This is a genomic window from Sphingobacterium sp. SGG-5 (assembly GCF_011043525.1).
In the GTDB taxonomy this organism is placed as follows: Bacteria; Bacteroidota; Bacteroidia; order Sphingobacteriales; family Sphingobacteriaceae; genus Sphingobacterium.
This window is the reverse complement of record NZ_JAAKGO010000002.1, coordinates 229,064-246,618: the sequence shown is the minus strand read 5'-3', so window position 1 is coordinate 246,618 and position 17,555 is coordinate 229,064. Positions and strand designations below refer to the sequence as shown.

Genomic DNA, 17,555 nt, shown 5'->3' with positions numbered 1-17,555 from the left:
ACGATTATATAGTTTAAGAAATTATGGCTGCGATTATTACGCTATCATTATTAGGAATAGTATTACTTTATATAGGATTGTATAAAGCAAAAAAGGCATTGTTACCTACGACGCTCATCGGCCTATTGGTTGCCTTGGGCTTTGAAATTTGTGACTGGGGAAAGGAAGCCGTCCCACTGTTTCATGGAATGGTTATCTTCGATCATTTTGCACTATCCTTCTCGATATTGTGTATTCTGCTGACTGCCTTGATTTTATTGTTATCAAAAGCTTATTTTAGCGCCATCAGTACGAATATTGCGGAGTATTATTGCTTGATTGTGTTTTCACTGACCGGAGCTCTCCTGGTCAATGCTTACCATAATTTTGCGATCCTATTTATCGGTATAGAAATTATGTCGGTGGCCTTGTATATCTTGGCGGGTATCCGACGAAAAGATCTTTATTCCAATGAAGCGTCCCTGAAATATTTTATTATGGGCGCGTTTTCTACCGGTTTCTTACTGTTTGGTATTACATTGCTATATGGCGCTACGGGGACATTTGATCTGAGCGGACTTCGTCAGTATGTGGTAGACACACCCCAAGGTATATCTCCTTTATTCTATGCAGGTATACTATTTATGTTGGTAGGGCTATGCTTTAAGGTCGGTGCTGCACCCTTTCATTTCTGGGTTCCGGACGTCTATGATGGGTCGCCGATCTTGATAACCACATATATGAGTACCGTTGTCAAGGTCGCTTCTTTTGCCGCTTTCTTAAGGTTATTTGACTATGTTTTTGCAGCGTTGAATGATTTTTGGACCCCTATTCTGCTGGCTGTTATTGTGATTACATTGTTCGTAGGAAACATATCTGCGTTAATGCAGACGAGTTTTAAGCGTATGTTGGCTTACTCCAGCGTGGCACATGCGGGTTATATGTTATTTGCGATACTTAGTCTGGGAGCAAACTCCGCTTCGGGTATTTTTGTATATGCTGTTGCCTACTCCTTATCCTCGGTAGTCGGTTTTGGTACATTGATATTGGTTAAGAAATATAACGGATCAGATCAGTTTATCGCATTTAATGGGCTTGGAAAGTCGAATCCGCTTTTGGCTGTGACACTGACATTAGCGATGTTGTCTTTGGCAGGAATTCCGTTGACTGCAGGATTTATCGGGAAATTTATGATGTTCACCACAGCGATGAACGATTATCATATCACACTCCTCTTGTTAGCGGCTGTTAATGCGATCATCGGCGTATTCTACTATCTACGTGTTATTGTCCACATGTATTTCAAAAGCGCAGAAGAAGGAACAACACCTTTCGTCATGCCGTTAAATTTTAAGATGGTGTTTGTTATTGCCGCGATCTTAACCTTAGCTGTAGGGATTTATCCGCAATGTCTGATTGGATTATTTTAGTATTTTCCAAAGGTTCCTTTGGCTTTTAGATTTTGAATATTTACTTTTAATCTCTCATGGCTTTAGCATATCTAAGAGAACTGGATCATGATACCCGGTTTGCAATCTGGAAAATAGAAGAGACAGCCGAAGAACTCCTGAGCAAGTTGCAATTGGATGAAGAAGAAAAGTGCAGATTGCAGCAAATGAGTAAAGGCAAGCGCTCACTACACTGGCTTGCGACGCGGGTTTTGTTGCGCTACCTGCTGCAAACGGATCAATATATTCATTGCCCCTCAGATGCGAATGGAAAACCGTATCTCCCGGATTATCCCTATCAGATTTCACTGACACATTCTTTTGATTTTGCCGGTGTCATGTTGAGTACCAAAGGGGCCTGTGGAATAGATCTTGAACTCATCAAAGAGAAGGTGGTTCGCATAAGGGAAAAATTCTTGAAACCCGAAGAATTGCAGTTTATCCGGAAGGAAGATGAAGTAGCCCAAATGTATGCCTGTTGGTGTGCAAAAGAAGCGGTCTATAAATTACAGGGCAATAGAGGTGTCTCCTTCTTACATGATATGACCATACATCCTTTTACGTACAGGGCTCAAGGCGTGATGACGGTCGACCTGTTTAAGGCACAGCAGAAATTCTCCTTTCAGGTTTATTACGAAAAATTCCAGGATTACATGCTCGGTTATGTAGTCGAATAATTAGAGCGACTGTCCATCCTGTAACGTCTGCTTTTTTAATGAGAGGCGTTTGTTTGCTTTATATATCCGGACAGCAATCAGGAAGTATGTCAATAACAAGGGACCGTATACGAGCCCCATTATACCAAATAGCGGGATACCGATGATGACGCCTACTACTGTGATAACGGGATGTATATCTCCTATTCTCTTAGCGATTATCAGACGAAGGACGTTGTCAATATTGATGACAAGTCCAAAGCCCCATATCAATAATCCGATACCTTCCCAAGTATGACCCTGAGATAGTAGAATTAATGAGGCCGGAACAAAAATCAAGGGCGGCCCTAATAAGGGGATAAAAGAAAGAATCGCACATATCACCCCCCAAAACAAGGGGTCTTTTGCGCCGAAAATCAAAAAGCCTACAGATAGAAATGCGCCTTGAACAATAGCGATAAAGGTCTGTCCGATAATATTCGAATAGGTGATGTTCTTCAGCTCTTCACCGAAGACTACTGCACTTTCATCATCAAAAGGCATATAATGGATGAGGCTGTTTTCGAAGCCTTTATAATTTACAAACAGGAAATAAAGGATAAAGTACATCACTGTCACTTCAAGAAACAGATTGGCGGCACCTCCAAGTATAGAAGTCAGCAATCCACCGAGATAAGATGCGCTAGCTTCCAGTTGCTCTTTGAGAAAGTCCGGTTTGCCAAACTTATCGCCCACAAAGGTATTGACCGCGTCGACAAGTTGGTTGATCCATGCCGGGTTCTTCTGTAATGCTATAGCCTTATTGACCAGCATGGTGCCTATCCCTGCAAAGGGCAATACAATAATGAAAATGGAAAGAATGATGATCACGACAGCGGAGAGAGGCTTGGGCCATCGCCATTTTTCAATCAGAAACCGGTTTAGATTTCGAAATAGGGTATACATCACTAAGGTGCCTAATATAGCCCCAAATATTCCCTTTAGCGCATACAATAATATGCCCCCCAGCACAATAACGATAAGCAAAATAATAATGTTCCTTTCGCGTTGGGAAAAAACGGCATTGTTACTCATAAAACAAATATATAGTCAACTATGATAACAATATTTTAAAAATTTGGTTTTCGTCGTTCAAGAAAGGCTTTGATCCCTTCTCGGCTATCGGCTGTGCCAAAGCTTTCACCAAATAAATCAATCTCTGTTTGCTGCCCGGTTTTTGGATCTTCTAAGCCGGCTTGAATGGCTTTTATCGCGTAGGCTATAGCCTGCTTTGGGCGTGTAAATATGGTCGTTAATAATTGAAGACAGGTTTCTATAAGTTCTCCCATGGGCACCACACGGTTAACAAGCCCCCAGCTGAGGGCATCTGCCGCGCCGATCATCTCTCCCGTCATAATCATCTCCAGCGCTTTCCCTCGCCCGACGAGCTGTGGTAAGCGTTGTGTGCCGCCATATCCCGGGATAATTCCTAAGGACACCTCAGGCAGTCCAAATCGAGCCGAGTCCGATGCTATCCGTATGTGACAAGCCATAGCCAGTTCCAATCCGCCGCCCAGTGCAAAACCGTTTACGGCTGCTATCACCGGCTTCTCGAAATTTTGGATACGGTCCATGACGTGTGTGTGTCCATAGTGTGCCATCTGTTTGGCTTCTGCAACACGTATTCCTTCAAACTCACCGATATCGGCTCCGGCGACAAAAGCTTTTTGTCCTGCACCGGTTAATATAATACCACGAACACTCTCATCTTTCTCCAAGGCGCTTAACACACGGCTTAGTTCTTCTAATGTTTCCCCATTGAGCGCGTTCAACTTCGCGCTTCGGTTGATCGTCACAATGGCAGCCTGTCCTTCCTGCTGAACAAGGATTGTATTCCATGTTTCCATGTTATCAAAAATTAATGTTTAACGAGACCTTGAATCGTTCGCGGGTAACATCGGCGTGCTGCAAATAATTATACCGGTAAAAGTACTGTAGCCGAAGGATTTTGAACACATTATCCAACCCTACATATCCTTCCCAATACGGATATTTTCCGATGGGGTAGGTCAATGTATTTCCCTCTTCGTCCCGATCAAAATTTACGACTTCTGCGCTTTTGTAAGGGTTATTATTATCGGATAACTGTCCGTAAAACATCCGCGTTCCCCAGATTTCCCGTAGTTTAAACCATTTAATCAACGGGATTTTATTCAAGAAGAAGCCATGAAACTGATGGTCGTACGACAATTTGACAAATTGATCGGCCACAAATTCCATGGAATTGACCAGTTCAAAAGACATGCTATGCCGGTCATTGTTGGCCTGCACAGTTGGCATCTCCAGTAGCGGATAGGGGAGTACACCCCAGATCTTTCCGCCTGTAATGGTCATATCACCATACCCCAATTGATTCATAAACCAGCGCTTGGACGCCGAAATGCGTAAGGCGTCATAAGTGAAGTGACTCGACCAGAAGCCGTCTAATCCTTTATTATATTGTACGCTGAAAACCGGATAGCGCTCGATAAGCGAGGTCCGATAAATGTTACGGTAATAGAACTTCTCCTTTGGAGCCCAGCGTAATACAAATTGCATGTCGTTGGTGTTGATTGCCGTAAGTTTTTCATTCGGGTTTCCCGATAATGGAAACGATAAATCGCCCAAAGGATTCCGGCGCTGATGTGTGAAGTGTGTAGCGACGCTGAGATGGTTGCCGAACTCCAGGACATGCCCCAAGCGGTAAGCCTCCGTATCCAGCCATTTTTTTGGGCGTGTTGATCGGAATCCTTGAAAGAAGCTGTCTCCTTTCAGAAAACCGAGACTTCTGCCCGGGTCAAATACGTCCTGCTGGACCATACCTTCCAAATAATGTGAGGGGAAGTTAAAGACAGACTTTCCGTTGAGCGACTGTGCTGCTCTTACGTAATATTTGAATTTTTGATCACGTGTTCCGTAAGCGAGATAGCCTTCCAAATAGGTTTTCTCCGATAGTTCTCCTGTTGTCCGTCCTCCTATGCGAAAACGGTTGCCCTCCCAATTATTTTGATGATAGGCATATTCAAGTGGCCCCAATTCAAATTTGCCCAAAGAATAATAACTTTGTGCCAACAGGTAACCTACGGATAATAAGGTGTTAAAAGTCTTTACATGATTTAGACTGTCTACATTGGAGTAGGTCTTCTGCTCTACCGGATTGAGCTGGATTGGACGTTGTTGCGAGAAAGACAGTGAAGGATCGATGCGCGTTTCCGTTGGAGCACCACTAAATATCCCAGAAGGAATGTCGTCGTTAAAATTATAATGACTATTTAGGCTCATGCGCTCCCCAAATACGGCATCGCGTTTGCCACGGCCAAAAATTACGAGTACCCGTGTGGTGTCTTGCAACATGATTCCTTCTTCATTTGGCGAATAGGATAGATTAACGGTTAACCCATTTACCCAGTTGATGTTCATTTTCCGGTCAATCTGCATGCGCGCATGCTTCACCGCATATCGACCATCCAAAGAGATGGCGAGCTCGCCCTGGAAGAGTAAGTCTGTTTTGTTGAAAGGTTCAAAACGCAGGCGCACATAGGGTTCACCGGCCGTTTTTACGGTGTCGATCAGGTAATATTTATAATACGTTTTTGCATTGTCAGCTATAGGGCTTAAAAACTGCTTGTTGATAAAAAATATACTTTCATCGTAGATATCGACCGGTTGAAACAGGTAATTTAGATACGATTGGATATTGTCATTATTGATGTACTTGGCATTAAACTCGGTCTTTTCCTGCGCCCGGATAATTTTTTTTGATCGTGAGGGGTCTTGCTTCGTATACTGGTCCGAAAGTACCTCTTCCATATACATCGTTAGCAGCTCATTACCGGGCATGCTACTCGTATCCACATTACGGAAAAAAAAGCTCATCTTCCCAAGTTTTGTTTTTAACAGCTCATTGGGATCGACCAGTCCGAATTTGATTTTTTCGTATTGTTGATAGTGGAGATTGTCCTTTTTTGAAAGTCTGTTTTGATTCTTATGCTGAATAACCAGATCGATAAGCTCGGCAGCAGGGTTTTTCCGTCGATATTTGACTCGTTTATGGATGTCCACGACCTCTATGGTATGTTCATCTTCAACAAGAAAGACCTCAATGCTTGTATCTTGTGGAGAAAGGCTGTATGTCGATCGTTGATATCCGACGAGGGAAAATGAGAGCTGCTGATCCTTCGCGGATAGAGAAAGTTGAAAAAAACCGCTGGTGTCTGTCGACGTGCCTTGTATAGAGATATCTGTACGCACGGATACACCCGCAATTCCCTTTCCGGTGTGACTATCGTATACTCTACCTGTTAGTTTTGTCTGCGCCAAACTAGGAACCATCAGTAACATCGCATATACAGTTATCGCAAGGTATCGTAACAGCAAAACAAACTCTTCTCTCATAAACAACTCTAGTCGATCATAAAGATACAACTTGTGGAGAAAGTTCAAGGCTTCGGTGGATAATTTTTGTTATTTTTGAAAAGAACACCACACAATAATATTGATTACCCAGGAAACCATAGGCAAAGTATTGGATACCGCTCGTATTGAGGAGGTGGTGGGGGACTTTGTGGACCTCAAAAAAAGAGGGAGTTCCTTAATCGGAAATTGTCCTTTTCATCAAGAGAAAACGCCTTCTTTCCATGTTTCTGTGGCGAAGGGAATTTACAAATGCTTCGGATGTGGTGTCGGTGGTGATGCGCTTAAGTTTGTTATGGAGTTGGAAAAATACTCTTATCCCGAAGCGATCCGTTATCTGGCCACCAAATATCATATTGAGGTCGAAGAGACCGAACGCACACCCGAGCAACTCGTCGCACAGGATCGACGAGAGAGCTTATATGTATTGAGCCAATGGGCGGGAAAATTCTTTCAGCAACAGCTTTGGGAGACAGAGCTGGGGCAGTCTATAGGTTTGTCTTATTTTAAAGAACGGGGCTACCGCGAGGATATCATCAAAAAATTTGAGCTCGGCTATTCTCCGGATCAATGGACCGCATTGGTTGATGCTGCAAAATCAGAAGGTTTTCAGGAGGCTTATCTAGCAGAAATCGGATTGGCCGTTGTCCGTGATGACAAGAGCCTCTATGATCGTTTCCGAGGACGGGTTATCTTCCCCATCCACAATTTAACGGGCCGCGTCATCGGCTTCGGGGGGCGTACGCTAAAGACCGAAAAGTCAGTTCCGAAATACGTCAACTCGCCCGAAAGTGAAATCTATCACAAATCCGATGTGCTTTATGGCCTCAGCTTGGCCCGGAAAGCTATCATGGATGCAGATCTCTGTTATCTGGTAGAGGGGTATGCCGATGTGATTTCCATGCATCAGGCCGGAGTCGAAAATGTGGTATCTTCCTCGGGGACTTCCCTCACGTCAGGCCAGATTAAACTGCTGTCCAGATTTACAAAGAACGTTGTCATCCTCTATGATGGTGATGCAGCGGGTATAAAGGCATCGTTGCGAGGTACCGACATGTTGCTGGAAGAAGGACTAAATGTCAAGGTTCTTCTCTTCCCCGACGGTAATGACCCCGATTCGTATGTGCAACAGGTCGGATCTACCGCTTTTAAGGAATATATTCAGACACAGCAGGAAGATTTTATTTTTTACAAGACCCACATTCTTTTACAAGATGCCCAAGATGATCCGATAAAGCGGGCGGAGGTCATTCGAGATGTGGTGGAAAGTATCTCTTTGATCCCCGATGAAATCAAGGTTTCGCTTTTTATAAAACAATGCAGTACCCTGCTCGATATCGAAGAAAGAGCGCTTCTGACCGAGTTGAATAAGATCAGAATAGCACGAAGCAAGGAAAACGATCGGAAAAAGAATCTCCAAAGCCGCCACGGCAGCGATACGCCGCCGGCAGACTTTCTGTTGGCAGATCCCGAAGAAAGGCAGCATCATGACCAGCTTTCGTCTCCGGATATAGGTTTGACAAGTGAAATCAGGCAAGAGCGCGAAATCGTACGTATTCTGCTTAATTATGGTAGCGAACTTGTCTCTTGGGAAGGGGATGGGAGTGTTCCCATTGCGCCCTACCTGTTACAAAATATTAATGATGTTGATTTTGTCGATAAGCCAAGTCTGACGATTGTCGAAGAGTTCAAAAGACAAGCTGAAAATTTCGAAGTGCCCGAAGCGAAATTTTTCCTCTCTCATGAAGATAAGGACGTTGCCGAGTTAGCGGTTGATTGCATGGCGACACAATATGAAATCAGTCCCAATTGGAACGACGATAAGCGGAAGATTTACGTTAGTGAAGAAAGTGAACACTTAAAGGAACTGGTGTTGCAGGCTATCTACCGGATTAAGAAAAGGAAATGTGCGGTAAAAATGGCAAAAATCCGGGAAGAGATGAAAAAGCCACAGTCTTCGGAAGATATGGAGATATTGCTGTTCAAATATCAAAAGCTGAAAGAAGCGGAAAACACGTTAGGTCAGTTTTTGGGAAATATTGTTATTCGTTAGCAATCATGGCCGAACATTTGGAATCCGGATCTTTAGGTGAGGCATTAGCGGCAAAATATCTGAAAGAACGAGGCTATACGATACTTTTTCAAAACTGGCGTTTTAAGCATTTAGAGGTAGATATCATCGCCAAAAATGAAGGTATATTGGTCTTCGTGGAGATAAAAGCCCGGACGAGCGAACAATATGGACAGCCGTATGAGTTTGTCGACCAACAGAAGCAAGCGCGGTTAATCCGTGCGGCAGATGCTTTTTTAGCGCGTAATTCATATACTGGAGACATTCGGTTTGATATAGTATCCGTATATTTATCTTCACAAAAGATTGAATTGATAAAAGATGCTTTCTGGAGCTATTAAATACATAAAGATGAATAAAGGTTTACTTTCCGTGTTTTCGTTGTTTTTGCTGCTCAGTGTGATAGGCTGTAGCACGCCGAGCAAATTGGAATTTGTTAGTCCGGCATCCGGACATCGGGCGCTCTACGGCGAGACGTTAAAAATCACACTAAGCTTTCCGAATACGGCGCTCGATTCCGTCGTGTATGCGATGGATGGGAATGTCATTGAACGGAGACAAGATACGTCCAGCGTGACTGTAGATACAAAATTATTTGGCTTGGGTGATCGTTCGTTGACAGCTAAAGTCTATATTGGAGGCAAGGAGGATATAGCGTATAGTAAAATCCTGATCTTACCCGAATCAGCCAAAAACTACGGTTTTGAGGTTGTGCAGACCTATCCCCATGCGACCGATGCCTTTACCCAGGGATTGCAGTTCGCAGATGGTGTGCTTTACGAAAGTACGGGCAACCCCAGCGGTACGGATCTGCGGTCTTCCTTGCGAAAGGTAGAACTTACTACAGGAAAGGTCCTACAGAAAGAAGAAATTGACGAAAGCTATTTTGGTGAGGGGATGACTATTGTCGGCGATAAGATCGTATTCTTGACTTGGCAGAGCAATGTCGGTTTTTTTTATGATAAAGAGACTTTCCAGAAGCTCGGGTCCTTCCCCTATGGAAATAGCAGGCAAGGTTGGGGGTTAACATATGACGGACAACGTTTAATCAAGTCGGACGGGTCTAATAGACTGTATTTTTTGGATGCCAAAACCGGAAAAGAGCAAGATGTTATTTCCGTGTACGATGAAAACGGGGCTGTAGATCAGCTTAATGAGTTAGAATATATCGATGGGAAAGTGTATGCCAATGTGTATCAGAAAGATATTATTGTGATCATTAATCCCCAATCGGGAGCAGTGGAGGGACGGATCAATCTCGTCGGTCTATACACTGAAAATCGACAACCTTATGATAACGAACTGAATGGGATAGCTTATGATACGATAGGCAAGCGCCTATTTGTTACTGGTAAGTTGTGGTCTAAACTCTTCGAAATCAAAATGGTGGCCCGGTAATGGAAGATTGCCTATAAAAGAGTTGCTGGAATTCAATGAATAACGTATTTTTGGGGCCAGCCTGTATAGCGCAGACTTGCAATACAATCAAATGATATTATCGGATATTAGAATTTTGGAAGAAATCGAAAATGGCTCTATTGTTATTGAACCATTTGATCGAAAATGTCTGGGTACAAACTCCTACGACGTACATTTGGGGAAGTACCTGGCGAAATACAAAGATGGTATTCTCGACGCCAAGAAGCACAACGAGATTGAGCATTTTGATATTCCCGAAGAGGGGTATGTCCTGGAACCCGGCACATTATACCTGGGTGTGACACTTGAGTATACCGAGACACATGCACACGTGCCGTTTTTGGAAGGAAAATCAAGTACAGGGCGTCTGGGAATAGATATTCATGCCACGGCAGGTAAAGGTGACGTTGGATTTTGCAATACCTGGACCCTCGAGATATCCGTCGCACAGCCCGTACGGGTCTATGCCGGAATGCCTATAGGTCAGTTGATTTACTTCGTCGTCGAGGGTGATATCGAAACGTTTTATAATTCCAAAGGAAACGCAAAATACAATAACAAGACGATCCGGCCTGTAGAAAGCATGATGTGGAAGAATGCTTTTTAGTTATTTAATTTGATAAATCCCCCATCAATCGGATAATCGTTTCCTGTAATAAAGCTTGCATCATCGCTGCATAGAAATAGTGCTAATTGAGCGATTTCTTCCGGTTGAGCCATTCTACCAATAGGTTGGGATTTTGACAGGTTTTGGAGCATTTCGGTTTCTTTTCCCGGATAATTTTGAGCTACAAAACCATCTACAAAGGAGGTATGTACGCGTGCGGGAGAAATACTGTTACAACGGATTCCGTAAGCTAAATAGTCACGGGCAATAGATAAGGTCATTGCGTATACGGCTCCTTTACTCATAGAGTAGGCAAATCGATCCGAAATACCCACTAAAGCGGCTATCGAAGCCATATTTAAAATAACACCTCCTCCTTTATTTTTCATAATCGGAACAGCGGCGTACAGCGTATTATACACGCCCCTTAGGTTGACATTCAACACCCGTTCAAAGGCGGCTTTGTCGCAATGTTCGACATTGCCTACATGTGCTATTCCTGCATTATTGATCAAAATATCTATAATCGCAAAAGATTGAATGGTTTGCAATACAGCCGTTTGATTGGAAACATCACAAAAATGAAACGAGGCTTTCTTCCCTTGATGTTGGAGATGTTCGACAACTGCTGAAGCATGTTCTTTATCCATATCCAAAATATGTACATCGGCTCCTTCAAATGCAAACAATTCGGCGATAGCTTTCCCAATACCGCTCCCTCCTCCTGTGATCAGGGTGATTTTATTATTTAGTTTCGGCATATTTATTATTTGATAGCTTGTTGGATCCTGGCATCGGTAATGCATCCCGATGACGCAGAGGAGACGAGTTGACTGTATTTGTATAGAATACCATAATCAACCTTTACATCCGGCTTGATCCAGTTGGTCTTTCTCCTTTTTAGCTCTTCGTCTTCAATATCCAGCATGATGAGGTGGTTTGTAATATCAATCGTGATGTTGTCGCCATTCTGTAAGAGCGCGATAGGCCCTCCCTCAAACGCTTCGGGCACAATGTGTCCGACGACAAATCCGTGGGTTCCCCCCGAAAACCGGCCATCGGTAATCAGTGCGACTTCTTTGCCCAAGCCAGCGCCCATAATAGCTGCCGTAACCTTAAGCATTTCCGGCATGCCTGGCCCTCCTTTAGGGCCCACGTAGCGGATGACAATAATGTCACCTTTATAGATATCTCCCTTTTTTACGGCTGCAACGGTGTCATCTTCATTGTCGAATACTTTGGCTTTTCCTGTGAAAAAGTCACCCTCTTTGCCCGTAATCTTCGCAACGGATCCTTGAGGAGCCAAATTGCCATACAGGATCTGTAAGTGTCCCGATGATTTGATAGGCTTTTTCACAGGATATAGTATGCCTAATTCATTGTTCCATGGCGCTATGTTTTCTAGATTTTCCCTGAGCGATTTTCCTGTTACAGTCATACATTCACCATGGAGAAGCCCTTCTTCCAACAGTATCTTTAAAATAGCAGGCGTACCTCCACTATCATGCACATCTTCCATAAGGTATTTCCCGCTAGGTTTTAGATCCGCGATCAAGGGGGTATGGTCACTGATGTATTGGAAGTCATCCAAAGATAAGTCGAGGCCGTAAGCTTTGGCAATAGCCAGATAATGTAGTACCGCATTGGTGGAACCGCCCAGTGCCATGACCACCGTCAAGGCATTTTCTAAGGATTTATTCGTGACGATATCCCGAGGCTTCAGATCCAATAGAAGAAGATTTTTCATCGCCTGAGCGGCGTCGACACATTCCTGTCTTTTTTCTTTGCTGATAGCAGGATTGGAAGAACTGAAGGGAAGCGATAGCCCCAACGCTTCAATGGATGATGACATGGTGTTAGCCGTGTACATCCCTCCACATGATCCGGCACCAGGGCATGCCGATCGAATAATTTCGCTTAATTCTGCTTGATCAATCATGCCTGCAACTTTTGCACCGTATGCTTCGAATGTAGACAGTACATTGATTTTTTCGCCCTTGTGTCTACCCGAATGGATACTGCCGCCATAGATCATCAAGGAGGGCCTGTTGAGACGACCCATGGCAATCGCTGCCCCCGGCATATTTTTGTCACACCCCATGACTGTAATCAATCCATCGTACCATTGCCCACCCATGACTGTTTCGATACAGTCTGCTATCAGATCCCGGGAAGGTAAAGAAAAATTCATTCCTGCTGTCCCCATGCTAATAGCATCGCTAACCCCTATAGTGTTGAAGGTTAATCCATTAAGATCGATGCTGTTTAGGGATGACGCAGTTATCTCTGCGAGTTCATTGAGGTGCATATTGCAGGGGTTTCCCGCGTATCCTGCACTAGCCACACCTATTTGAGGTAGTTTGATTGTTCTTTCGTCTAGGCCGATCGCATGTAACATGGCACGGGAGCCTGGTTGATCTTCATTCTCTGTGAGTTTACGGCTATACTTGTTTAAAATAGTCTCCATATTAAAATGTATAAATAATATAATGTGATAATCAAAGAATGGGTATTCCCCCATGATTGCTGGATTCATAGGCTGCTTCTACGAGGCGCATTGTCTCGAGTGCGTGTCGTACAGATGTGACATGTGGTGCATCAGTACGCTCTGCTGCAAGCATAAGGTCTGCCATAGTAGCCATGAACGCGTCGGGATACCATGAACCTGAAATATTTGCTTGCCTCCACCCATGGAGATTGTCATCATTGAAATAATATTCGAAAGCGTCGGCTTCCCCCATTGGAAAATTGATATTCTTTCCTAAAGTGACTTTAATCGCTCCTTGGGTGCCTTCCCATTTTACGAAGGAATCCTGGTGTTTCAACCCGAAATCATGGCCGTGATTGGTATTGACAAACGCTCGGATGGGTTTGTCATAATCGAAGACCACAACCGATCTCGTAGATGCCAACTGCATTTGCTTCGGGTGTTGAAAGGTTTTTGCGTATATATATTGGGGCATTCCTAGGAAATAACGGATCATGTCCATATAGTGGATACTGTGATACAGCATCTCCATTCGGGGTAAATCAAATAGAAAATCCCATAGTCCCCAGGGGTGATGAATATTCATGCGTATTTCCATATCGTGTAATTCGCCGATATAACCTTGGTCTATCAGATTCTTGGCGACAGTAATAGAAGGAATCAACTTCATTTGAAAGTTGACACTCGCCGTGAATTGTCTTTGTTCGCATATATTAAAAATTTCTTGGGCAGCCTGTAGAGTTTCACCCATTGGTTTTTGCATCATAACTATTGATCCTATAGGCAGTTTGGGCAAAATGTCAATTAGCTGGGACGCCGGAACGGCAATATCATAGATACAGTCTTGGGGCGAAGATTGTATAAGTTCATCTAGCGAAGAAAAGACTCTATAGATGTTAAACTGATCGGCCAGTTTTTGAGATCGCTCTACATGCACGTCAAAGATGCCAGACACTGGCCAAGCAGCTTTTTGGTAGGCAGGCAGATGAGCTTCTTCTACGATACCGCCAGCACCTATAACTACGATCGGCCGTATACGAGTTGGCATTTTTATTTCATGGGTAAATAGGGTTGAGTTATTCATGCGTAGCAATCTTATAGAAATTCAACGTATTAGCATAAAATATCCTATGTAGGTCAAGGCCATCACATAATTCTATGGCTGCAGAATACCACTTATCATAAGATGTAGCCAAGGTCACAACAGGCCAATCGCTACCGAACATAAGGCGGTCTGAGCCAAAATACTTGAGTACCGTATGAAAGTAAGGTTTTAACGTTGCCACATCCCAGTTTTGCCAGTCAGCCTCCGTCACCAATCCTGATAGTTTGCAGTAGGTTTGCGGATGAGCTGCAATTCTTTTTATGGCCTTTTCCCATGCTTTGAACTCATTTGCCTTGATGTTAGGTTTGCCAAAATGATCTAAGACAAATCTATGTTCAGGTTTGGACTCGACCAAACCGACCGCGGCGGGTATTTGGGACGCCGTGACACAAAGGTCAAAACTGAGATCGTATTTTAACAAGAGATCCATTTGCCGTATAAAATTGGTGTTTTTGTACAGAGACGACGGATGTTCTTCCAATCGGCGGATACCTTTTATCAACGGAAATTCACGTAGTAAGTCTGCCAGTTCCTTGTCATCTTGCACATATTCCAACGGAAAATAGGAAACGATTGCTTGGATACGATGGTCAGTCTGGGCGATGTGATTGATGTAATGTAACTCGTCTCTGTAACGGTTTGGTTCACATTCACATTGTACAAATACGATGTTTTCGATCTGAATGTCACCTATAGCCTCATCATATTCTTCGATCCCAAGATTCATATTGATTTTGGGGAAATTATCCAGCCAGGGATATTTGATTTTTTCTACATTCCAGAAATGTACATGTGCATCCGATATTTTCACTATTTGCCTGTTTCTGTTCACCATATAATTGGATTTTAAAGGTAGAATCAATTCAACCAGAATAAATATATTGAATTAACTTCTTTATGTACTAATTTGATCTTAATTGTTTCTGTTTGCTTTCTTCTCTTTTAATTTGTGCCGTATAGGTGTTCTAAATCTATATTTATTTGACACAATGGGATTCTTTAATTTGTTTTCATGTTTTTTTAGTACTACTTTAGACGTACTCGTTTGAAGATCAATATAAACTAAAGATGGCTCATGAAACCCATATATGCAAAACCGTCCGTTGCCAATTTGGCTGCTTTTCAGATAAGAAAAGATGAATTCGATCTGTTGGATACCAAGTGGCATTACCACAATGAGTACGAAATAGCGTTTATCCGTTATCCACATGGCAAGAGGATAGCGGGAGGGAGTATACATACGTTTGAGGTGAATGATTTGGTGTTTTATGGCCCGAATCTACCTCATGCTTGGTCCCACGAAATCAATTATAACAGTGAGCTTGACGAAGAAAATAAATATGCCATTATTATTCATTTTTCAGACGAATGTTTTGGTGAGCAATTTTTCAAGATTCCCGAGATGAGTGTCATCCTAAGTCTGATGGAAAAAAGTAAGCGAGGATTATCTATATATGGAGCAACTAAAAGTCGAATTATCGATCTGATGAAAAAGATGTTGCATCAAAATGGTCCACTTCGAGTGATTTCGCTTTTGCAGATTTTACATGAATTGGCCGAAAAAAAACAATACAAATTGCTTTCCTCTGCGGGATATTGGGAGAATATCAATGATCATGATTCGTTAAGGATGAGCGCCATTTATGAGTATTTGCTCCATAACTACACGAACGAGATAACTTTGGAGGACATTGCAGGCCATGCGAATATTTCCCCGTCCGCCTTTTGTCGGTATTTTAAAGCCCGGACAAAAAAAACTTTAAAAGAGTTTGTCAATGACTTGAGAATAAATTATGCCTGTCAGCTATTGGAAGAGAACAAGATGAATATCACACAGATATGTTTTGCAGTAGGCTATAACAATATATCCAATTTCAATCGTCGCTTTAAGGAGCTAAGAGATATTACCCCCCAACAGTACAGAACACATATCCTTAGCCGGCATATGAATAATACTAATTTATAGCAATGCTCCTGCTTTGCTATATTATGACGTCAAAAACATACAGATATAAGCTAAAGGCGTATTAGTATATGGCTTTTGATAACTTTATTATTGCAGTGTTATTTATACCGATTTTACAACGCTAATTAAATGATGCTGATATGGGACGACTTGGAAAACAACCTTATTTGCTTCCCTTTGTACTTATCACCTCGCTTTTTTTTATGTGGGGATTTGCCATAAGTATGTTAGATGTGCTCAATAAGCACTTCCAAGATGCCCTGCATGTCACCAAGGCACAGTCGGGTCTGATACAATTGGCGGTTTATGGCGCTTATTTCTTAATGGCGTTGCCCACTGGCTATTTCATGCAGAAATATTCCTATAAGAGGGTGATATTAGTTGGGTTGGGTTTATATGCTACAGGGGCTTTCTTATTCTACCCGGCCACACAGATAGCGACGTTCGAATTCTTTTTAATGGCACTTTTTGTGCTTGGCTGTGGCTTGGCAATTATTGAAACTGCGGCCAATCCATATGTAACGGTATTGGGAAAACCGGCGGGAGCAGCGACACGATTAAATCTTGCCCAATCTTTTAATGGCTTGGGCGTCATTCTTGGCCCCTTGATCGGAGGTCTATTGTTATTCGCTGGGCACCCAGAAGACATGGTATCATTAGTGTCTATCCGAGCACCTTATCTGGTCATCGGTATGTTGGCATTAAGCATGCTTTTCGTCTTCTATACGGTTGACCTGCCTGAGATTCAATCGGAGGGAAATGCCAGCTATGAAACAACAGAAGATCCGAGGGCTACAGCGTCGATTTTCAGACAAAAGCACTTCGTTTACGGTATCGTAACCTTATTTTTCTATGTAGGGGCGCAGGCGGGTGTATGGGCTTTTTTTATTAATTATGCTGTAGAGGAGGCTTCTGGTATGACGAATCAGAAAGCGGCGTTCTATCTGGCTGCGGCAATGGTGGCTTATACCATAGGTCGCTTTGGCGGAACATGGCTTATGCAATACTTTTCACCACGTCTTCTGCTATTGGTTTATGCTGTCTTAGCTATCCTTTCTATAGGCGTCGTCCTTGCCCAGCTTGGCATTGTGTCGGTGTATGCTTTGATTTTATCTTGCTTTTGTATGAGTATTATGTTCCCAACGGTTTTCTCGTTGGGCATAAGAGAACTGGGGAGTGGGACGAAACGTGCGGGCTCCTATATGATTATGAGTATAGTGGGCGGGGCGGTTTTTCCTCCGCTGATGGGGTGGGTTGCTGATGCCACACAAACTTCTTTTGCGTTCTTTATGCCGTTGATATGCTTTTCGGTGGTGTTATGGTATGGCTGGTCGGGGTATAAAAAGAGGAGTGTATAACACCGATGTCAATTTAATATAGAATGG

The 17,555-nt window shown here is 43.0% G+C and carries 15 protein-coding genes; 8 read left to right on the top strand and 7 right to left on the bottom strand.

Annotated elements, in window-relative coordinates; genetic code table 11:
- Positions 1-23: 23 nt before the first annotated feature.
- Together G5B30_RS03330 and G5B30_RS03325 are read left to right on the top strand one after the other, a co-directional pair.
- Entirely contained in the window at positions 24-1,409 is a 1,386-nt protein-coding gene (locus G5B30_RS03330) for an NADH-quinone oxidoreductase subunit N (protein ID WP_165318542.1), read from the top strand.
- A gap of 56 nt (positions 1,410-1,465) precedes the next feature.
- The gene (locus G5B30_RS03325) at positions 1,466-2,104 is read left to right on the top strand and encodes a 4'-phosphopantetheinyl transferase family protein (protein ID WP_165318541.1); all 639 of its coding nucleotides are present in this window, start codon (positions 1,466-1,468) and stop codon (positions 2,102-2,104) included.
- Here G5B30_RS03325 and G5B30_RS03320 read toward each other — a convergent pair whose 3' ends face one another.
- From G5B30_RS03320 to G5B30_RS03310, 3 genes are read right to left on the bottom strand one after another with little or no spacing between them, the layout of a single operon-like run.
- The gene (locus G5B30_RS03320; protein ID WP_165318540.1) at positions 2,105-3,157 is read right to left on the bottom strand and encodes an AI-2E family transporter; all 1,053 of its coding nucleotides are present in this window, start codon (positions 3,155-3,157) and stop codon (positions 2,105-2,107) included. It abuts the gene before it with no gap.
- Positions 3,158-3,192: 35 nt separating this feature from the next.
- Positions 3,193-3,969, bottom strand: coding sequence for an enoyl-CoA hydratase/isomerase family protein (locus G5B30_RS03315; protein WP_165318539.1), 777 nt, complete (start codon positions 3,967-3,969; stop codon positions 3,193-3,195).
- Positions 3,970-3,973: 4 nt separating this feature from the next.
- Entirely contained in the window at positions 3,974-6,496 is a 2,523-nt protein-coding gene (locus G5B30_RS03310; protein ID WP_165318538.1) for a DUF5686 family protein, read from the bottom strand.
- Between the two features lie 100 nt (positions 6,497-6,596).
- Here G5B30_RS03310 and dnaG point away from each other — a divergent pair, with 100 nt between their 5' ends.
- From dnaG to dcd, 4 genes are all read left to right on the top strand, one after another.
- Positions 6,597-8,567, top strand: a complete 1,971-nt coding sequence (gene dnaG, locus G5B30_RS03305; RefSeq protein ID WP_165318537.1) for a DNA primase — start codon at positions 6,597-6,599, stop codon at positions 8,565-8,567.
- 5 nt (positions 8,568-8,572) lie between these two features.
- Entirely contained in the window at positions 8,573-8,926 is a 354-nt protein-coding gene (locus G5B30_RS03300) for a YraN family protein (protein WP_165318536.1), read from the top strand.
- A gap of 10 nt (positions 8,927-8,936) precedes the next feature.
- Positions 8,937-9,983: a glutaminyl-peptide cyclotransferase gene (locus tag G5B30_RS03295; protein WP_165318535.1), complete on the top strand. Its 1,047-nt coding sequence runs from the start codon at positions 8,937-8,939 to the stop codon at positions 9,981-9,983.
- Between the two features lie 91 nt (positions 9,984-10,074).
- Positions 10,075-10,611, top strand: a complete 537-nt coding sequence (dcd, locus tag G5B30_RS03290) for a dCTP deaminase (protein WP_165318534.1) — start codon at positions 10,075-10,077, stop codon at positions 10,609-10,611.
- Here the strand turns inward: dcd and G5B30_RS03285 are convergent.
- The 4 genes from G5B30_RS03285 to G5B30_RS03270 are packed head-to-tail and all read right to left on the bottom strand — an operon-like array spanning position 10,608 to position 15,039.
- Positions 10,608-11,372, bottom strand: a complete 765-nt coding sequence (locus tag G5B30_RS03285) for an SDR family NAD(P)-dependent oxidoreductase (protein ID WP_165318533.1) — start codon at positions 11,370-11,372, stop codon at positions 10,608-10,610. The genes dcd and G5B30_RS03285 overlap by 4 nt on opposite strands.
- A gap of 5 nt (positions 11,373-11,377) precedes the next feature.
- Positions 11,378-13,078: a dihydroxy-acid dehydratase gene (gene ilvD, locus G5B30_RS03280; RefSeq protein ID WP_165318532.1), complete on the bottom strand. Its 1,701-nt coding sequence runs from the start codon at positions 13,076-13,078 to the stop codon at positions 11,378-11,380.
- A 31-nt stretch (positions 13,079-13,109) separates the two neighbouring features.
- Complete coding sequence (locus G5B30_RS03275) at positions 13,110-14,183, bottom strand: Gfo/Idh/MocA family protein (protein ID WP_165318531.1); 1,074 nt, start codon at positions 14,181-14,183, stop codon at positions 13,110-13,112.
- The gene (locus G5B30_RS03270) at positions 14,176-15,039 is read right to left on the bottom strand and encodes an amidohydrolase family protein (protein ID WP_165318530.1); all 864 of its coding nucleotides are present in this window, start codon (positions 15,037-15,039) and stop codon (positions 14,176-14,178) included. The genes G5B30_RS03275 and G5B30_RS03270 overlap by 8 nt, the downstream gene beginning before the upstream one ends.
- 240 nt (positions 15,040-15,279) lie before the next feature.
- On the opposite strand from G5B30_RS03270, the gene G5B30_RS03265 reads away from it, so the two are divergent.
- Positions 15,280-16,170, top strand: a complete 891-nt coding sequence (locus G5B30_RS03265) for a helix-turn-helix transcriptional regulator (RefSeq protein ID WP_165318529.1) — start codon at positions 15,280-15,282, stop codon at positions 16,168-16,170.
- A 140-nt stretch (positions 16,171-16,310) separates the two neighbouring features.
- Positions 16,311-17,528 carry an L-fucose:H+ symporter permease gene (fucP, locus tag G5B30_RS03260; protein WP_165318528.1) on the top strand — a complete coding sequence of 406 codons (1,218 nt, stop codon included), beginning with the start codon at positions 16,311-16,313 and terminating at the stop codon, positions 17,526-17,528.
- Positions 17,529-17,555: the final 27 nt, after the last annotated feature.